We start from the raw sequence: 4,536 nt of genomic DNA, 5'->3' as shown, positions 1-4,536 counted from the left end.
CACCGCATCCGAGACGACCGAGCCGCCCTTCTCGGCAGTGTCGCGCGCGGCCACCGCCAGCTGGTTCGCCGCCTGGGCATTGTCGGCATTCTGCTTCACCGTCGTCGTGATCTCGTGCATGGAGGCGGCCGTCTCCTCGATGCTCGCCGCCTGGGATTCCGTGCGCTGGGCCAGGTCCTGGCTGCCGGCGGAAATCTCGGTGGAAGCGGCCCGTACGGCTTCCGCGCTGCCATTCAGGCGGCCGGCGAAGTCGCGCAGCTTGTCGCCCATGGCATTGATGTCGCCGGCCAGCGCCCCGAAGCGGCCCTCGAAGCGGGCATCGATGCGTCGCCGCAGGTCGCCGGCGGCCATGGCGCCGGTCACGCCGGCAATGGCGCCGAAGACTTCCTCGGTGCGGCCGAGCAGGGTGTTGAGCGACTGGCCGACCCGCTGCATCACACCGTTCAGTCCGGCCGTGTCAACGCGGCGGGCAAGGTCGCCGCCGGCCGCGGCGACCACCACCTGGCCGATGGCCTGTTCGAAGCGCTGCTCCTGCGCGGCCTGTTCGGCATCGAAGCGCGCGCGCTGCGCCTTGGCCTCGGCTTCCATCTTCTCGCGGGCCGTCATCGCATCCTGCATCTCGGCGAGGCTGCGGGCGCTCTTGTCGAACAGGTTGGCGAGAACGAGGCTGAGCCAGATCAGCACACCGCATTCGGCCACCACGATCACGGCATGCAGCACGACGCGGCCGAAATTGCCGCCATCGGGGAAGATCGCATAGGGCAGCAGGAAATTGAGGCCGAGATGGTGGATGGCGGTCAGCGCCGCGGCCGTGAGGATCGCCTTCCAGTCGCAATAGGCGGCCAGCACGGCGAAGATGGCAAAATAGTACATGTGCAGGTCGATCTGCCACGGGCCGGCGGCCGTCCACACCATCAGCGAGGCCATGGCGACGAAGGCGGCGGCCACCACCATGCGGGTGGCGCCACCCGCCGGGTCGCTGCGGCAGAACCAGGTGGTCAGCGCGGCGATCACCGCCGCGGCAATCACGCCGTAGAGCATCGGCGTGCCGTTCAGCCAGCCGATCGCGGCCACGGCCGGCACATGGACCCAGATCCAGATCGAGAAGACGGTGCTGGCGCGGCGACGCAGGTCTTCCAGCGAGGACAGGTGCAGCAGCGAGGCGGACATGGCAGCGTTCTTTCTTGTCGGATTGTCTAGAGACGGAAACCGAGGCAGCCGGCCAGCAGCCGGTCGCCGGACAGGACGAGGCGGGCGCCGGCGGCGTAGAGCCGGTCGCGGGCATCGGGCTGGCGGCTCGCCACCAGCCACAGGCCGGCCAGCCCGCCTTCCTCCAGCGGCCGCGCATCGGCGGCGTCCAGCGTGGCGGCGGCGGCCGGAAGGTCGCCGCGATGCTCCTGCGGCAGCCAGACGATCAGCCGCTGCGGCGCTGCGGCGGCGGCCCCGTCGGCAGCCGGCAGCACCAGGGTCAGCGGCGGCAGCAGGGCAAAGACGGCAATGGCGAGGACGGCCTGCCAGCGGCGGCGCGTCGCAGAGACATGGTCAGGCATCTGGTACCGCAATCACGGGGTGTCTCGGGGGCGATCGTTTTCTTGTAGTCGCGCAATTATACGGCGAACAGCTTAAATCCGATCACAAGCGGCAGAAAATACAGCCGGCCGTCGGGTTAACCAAAAAATTGCCCATTTCCGGGAGGATACAGGCCGGATTTCGCGTCATGGGCGCTGCCCTCAAGGAGTAAACCGATGCTGATGCCGTTCTTCGTCACACCGCTCTATGCGGCGCTCTGCGCCATCCTGCTGGTGATGCTCAGCCTGCGGGTGGTGCGCTACCGCCGCCGGCACCTGGTCAGCCTCGGCGATGGCGGCCATGCCGACCTGCAGCAGGCGATCCGCGCCCAGGCCAACCTCACCGAATATGCGCCGATGGGGCTGCTGCTCCTGCTGCTGCTGGAAGTCAGCCACCAGGCGCCGGTCTGGGCGCTGCATCTGCTGGGCGCCATGCTGTTCGCCGGGCGGGCGATCCATGCCTGGGGCGTTCTTGCCAGCGTGCCGGGCCGGCGGCCGAGTCCGGCACGCGGCATCGGCATCGCCTTCACCTGGTCGATGCTGCTGGTCACGGCCGTCTGGCTGCTGATCATCGCGGTGGGGCGCCTCGGCCAGGTCTAGGATGGCGGGCTTGCCCGGCGCCGCCATCCCGGCCAGACTTGCCGCAACACGCGGAAAGCGGGCAGCGGGGAGGGGCGCATGGAATACGACTATGTGGTGGTCGGCGGCGGTTCGGCCGGCTGCGTGCTGGCCCGCCGGCTCAGCGATGACGGCGTCACCCGGGTCTGCCTGATCGAGGCCGGCCCGCCCGACGATCACATCCTCTGCCGCGTGCCGCTGGGCGCCGCCGCCTTCATCCCCTACCGCTGGCGCAACTGGGGCTTCGAGACCGAGCCGCAGCCGGGCCTCGGCGGCCGCCGCGGCTATCAGCCGCGCGGCCGCATGCTGGGCGGCAGTTCCGGCATCAACGCGATGATCTACATGCGCGGCCATCCGTCGGATTACGACGACTGGGCGGCCCAGCATGGCGCGGCGGGCTGGAGCTGGAGCGACGTGCTGCCCTATTTCCGCCGGGCCGAGCACAACGAGCGCCTGGATGATGCGCTGCATGGCCGCGGCGGACCGCTGAACGTGGCCGACATCACCACGCCCAATCCGTTCAGCGACGCCTTCCTGCAGGCCTGCGACGATCTTCAGCTGCCGCGCAATGCCGATTTCAATGGCCCGGAGCAGGAGGGCTTCGGCTATTTCCAGGTAACCCAGAAGAACGGCGAGCGCTGGTCGGCAGCGCGCGCCTATCTGCCGCCCGAGATACGCGCGCGGCACAACCTGCATATCGCCACCGGCACCCGCGCGCTGCGCATCATCCTTGCCGGCCGGCGCGCGGTGGGTGTCGCCTGCCGCCAGGGCCGGCGCGAGGTCTCGCTGCGTGCGCAGGCCGGCGTGGTGCTGGCGGCCGGTGCCTTCCAGTCGCCGCAGCTGCTGATGCTGTCGGGCATCGGGCCGGGCGGCGAGCTGGCGGCGCAGGGCATGCCGGTGCTGCACGAACTGCCGGGCGTGGGCCAGAACCTGCAGGACCATGTGGATTTCATCCTGCTGTACAAGACCGGCAGCACCGACCTGCCCGGCCTGTCGCTGGGCGGCGGTCTGCATCTGCTGCGCGAGATCGGCCGCTGGCGCCGCGAGCGGCGCGGCCTGCTGACCTCGAATTTCGCCGAGGCCGGCGGCTTCCTGCGCAGCGATCCGGCGCTGCCGCGGCCGGATTTGCAGTATCACTTCGTCATCGGGCTGGTCGACGACCACGCCCGCAAGACCCATCTGGGCCATGGCTACAGCCTGCATACCTGCGTGCTGCGGCCGAAAAGCCGCGGCAGCGTCGGGTTGCGGGGCGCCGATCCGCTGCTGCCGCCGAAGATCGATCCGCAGTTCTTCAGCCATCCGGAGGATATCGAGCTGCTGCTGAAAGGCGTGAAGCAGGGCCGCCGCATCATGGCGGCGCAGCCTTTCGCCGCGCGGCTGCCGCGCGAGCTGTATACCGCCGGCATCGAGGATGATGACGGGCTGCTGAAACAGATCCGCAGCCGCGCCGACACCATCTATCACCCGGTCGGCACCTGCCGCATGGGCGCGGCAGACGATCCGCTGGCGGTGACCGATCCGCAGCTGCGGGTGCGCGGGCTGGAAGCCCTGTGGGTGGCCGATGCCTCGGTGATGCCGAGCCTGGTCGGCGGCAACACCAATGCGCCGGCCATCATGATTGCGGAAAAAGCCGCCGACCTGATCCGGGCGGCGGCGGGCTGACCGCCGTCAGCTGCGGGGGCGGCCGAGCACGGTGTCGACCGCCGCCAGCAGGTCGGCCCGGCGGACCGGTTTCTGCAGCACCCCGTCGGCGCCCAGATGGTTGATCATGTCCAGCAGGTCGCGGGCGGCGATCTGGCCGCCGCCGGACATGGCGATCACAGGCAGGCCGGGCCAGCGCTGCTTGACCGCCCGCAGCAGTTCGATGCCATCGACCTCGGGCATCAGGATGTCGGTCAGCACCACGTCGATGCCGCCCTGCCCGATCCGCGCCAGCCCCGCCCGGGCCGAATAGGCGGTCGCGGTCTGGTGCCCGGATTGCTCCAGATGGGTCTGCAGGACCGTGCAGAAATCGGTGTTGTCGTCGACGATCAGGATGGTGGCCATGGCAGACCCCGGATTTCACATAATCCCGCGCAGTATCTGGCGTTGCACTGTCTTAGCGAGCCCATATTATTTTCAGTATACTCTTTTGTCCAAAAGCGGCAATCTTGGATTGAGTAAACTGTCAATCCGCACAGGCAGGATTCGTCGTGGTCGATAAAAACCTGTTGCAGGCCGTGATCGACACCGCCATCGACGGGCTGATCCTGATCGACGGCGACGGCCGCGTCGCGCTGTTCAACCCGGCCTGCGAGAAGCTGTTCGGCTACCAGCCGGAGGAGGTGATCGGCCGCAATGTGTCGATGCT

At 68.8% G+C, this 4,536-nt stretch carries 6 protein-coding genes; 3 read left to right on the top strand and 3 right to left on the bottom strand.

The window, feature by feature from the left end; translation table 11 throughout:
- Together ACEQZY_RS20870 and ACEQZY_RS20865 are read right to left on the bottom strand one after the other, a co-directional pair.
- Window positions 1-1,170: methyl-accepting chemotaxis protein (locus tag ACEQZY_RS20870; RefSeq protein ID WP_370156866.1), on the bottom strand; the 1,170-nt coding region annotated here is incomplete at its 3' end.
- Window positions 1,171-1,196: 26 nt separating this feature from the next.
- The gene (locus tag ACEQZY_RS20865) at window positions 1,197-1,550 is read right to left on the bottom strand and encodes a hypothetical protein (RefSeq protein WP_370156865.1); all 354 of its coding nucleotides are present in this window, start codon (window positions 1,548-1,550) and stop codon (window positions 1,197-1,199) included.
- Between the two features lie 195 nt (window positions 1,551-1,745).
- Here ACEQZY_RS20865 and ACEQZY_RS20860 point away from each other — a divergent pair, with 195 nt between their 5' ends.
- Together ACEQZY_RS20860 and ACEQZY_RS20855 are read left to right on the top strand one after the other, a co-directional pair.
- Window positions 1,746-2,168 (top strand): MAPEG family protein, encoded by a 423-nt coding sequence (locus ACEQZY_RS20860; RefSeq protein WP_341705846.1) that lies wholly within the window; start codon window positions 1,746-1,748, stop codon window positions 2,166-2,168.
- A gap of 78 nt (window positions 2,169-2,246) precedes the next feature.
- Window positions 2,247-3,848, top strand: a complete 1,602-nt coding sequence (locus ACEQZY_RS20855; protein WP_370156864.1) for a GMC family oxidoreductase — start codon at window positions 2,247-2,249, stop codon at window positions 3,846-3,848.
- A gap of 6 nt (window positions 3,849-3,854) precedes the next feature.
- On the opposite strand, the gene ACEQZY_RS20850 is transcribed toward ACEQZY_RS20855, so the two are convergent.
- A complete protein-coding gene (locus ACEQZY_RS20850) occupies window positions 3,855-4,232 on the bottom strand; it encodes a response regulator (protein WP_341704869.1) in 378 nt (125 codons plus the stop codon).
- A gap of 146 nt (window positions 4,233-4,378) precedes the next feature.
- Here ACEQZY_RS20850 and ACEQZY_RS20845 point away from each other — a divergent pair.
- Window positions 4,379-4,536, top strand: a 158-nt coding sequence (locus ACEQZY_RS20845; RefSeq protein WP_370156868.1) for a PAS domain-containing protein, incomplete at its 3' end; no start/stop codon positions are given.

The sequence above is a fragment of the Ferrovibrio sp. genome (assembly GCF_964218355.1).
In the GTDB taxonomy this organism is placed as follows: domain Bacteria; phylum Pseudomonadota; class Alphaproteobacteria; order Ferrovibrionales; family Ferrovibrionaceae; genus Ferrovibrio.
This window is presented reverse-complemented; position numbering and strand designations above follow the sequence as displayed.

What these genes read in the sequence shown, in the direction of transcription:
- ACEQZY_RS20865 (WP_370156865.1), bottom strand. Translation starts at nt 1,550, where the DNA reads ATGCCTGACCATGTCTCTGCGACGCGCCGCCGCTGGCAGGCCGTCCTC.
- ACEQZY_RS20860 (WP_341705846.1), top strand. Translation starts at nt 1,746, where the DNA reads ATGCTGATGCCGTTCTTCGTCACACCGCTCTATGCGGCGCTCTGCGCC.
- ACEQZY_RS20855 (WP_370156864.1), top strand. Translation starts at nt 2,247, where the DNA reads ATGGAATACGACTATGTGGTGGTCGGCGGCGGTTCGGCCGGCTGCGTG.
- ACEQZY_RS20850 (WP_341704869.1), bottom strand. Translation starts at nt 4,232, where the DNA reads ATGGCCACCATCCTGATCGTCGACGACAACACCGATTTCTGCACGGTC.